Genomic DNA, 458 nt, shown 5'->3' on the forward strand with positions numbered 1-458 from the left:
ACGTGATAATGCCGGTTTGCAGTAATATCTGCCCAAGATGCTGGTGTTGATAGCTTTTACTTTTTTCAAGTGACTCTACAAGCTGTTCACGATTTGCAATCAAGAAATAGGCTCCAAAACTAATTATATCCTTATTAGTTTAGTAGAAGATCGCCGCAAATGTGTATTCAAAGCACTTTGGCTTGAGCCGAGTCACTTTAGTGTTCATTTTCCAGCGCGGCTATCATTGCACAGAAGTAGCCATCATCTTTTAGTTGTGAATGGTCTTCTGTATTAGCTGAAATGACACTTGTCATATTATTTATCTGATCAAGTGGGCTTAAGGAAGCATGTTTAGCAATTGAAAGATCATCTGCTAGGTTCAACCAGTATATTTGTTCCAATGAAACAGAGTCACTTTCGTTCCACTCAACATAGTTAGCATAGTGGTCGAGTGAGATCTGCCTACCTAGGGTATC

General features: G+C 39.3%; 1 protein-coding gene. It reads right to left on the minus strand.

What is annotated here, in order from left to right:
* Positions 1-197: 197 nt before the first annotated feature.
* Positions 198-458, minus strand: a 261-nt coding sequence (locus tag A3766_RS30965) for a hypothetical protein (protein WP_197479513.1), incomplete at its 5' end; no start/stop codon positions are given.

This window comes from Oleiphilus sp. HI0132, from assembly GCF_001635845.1.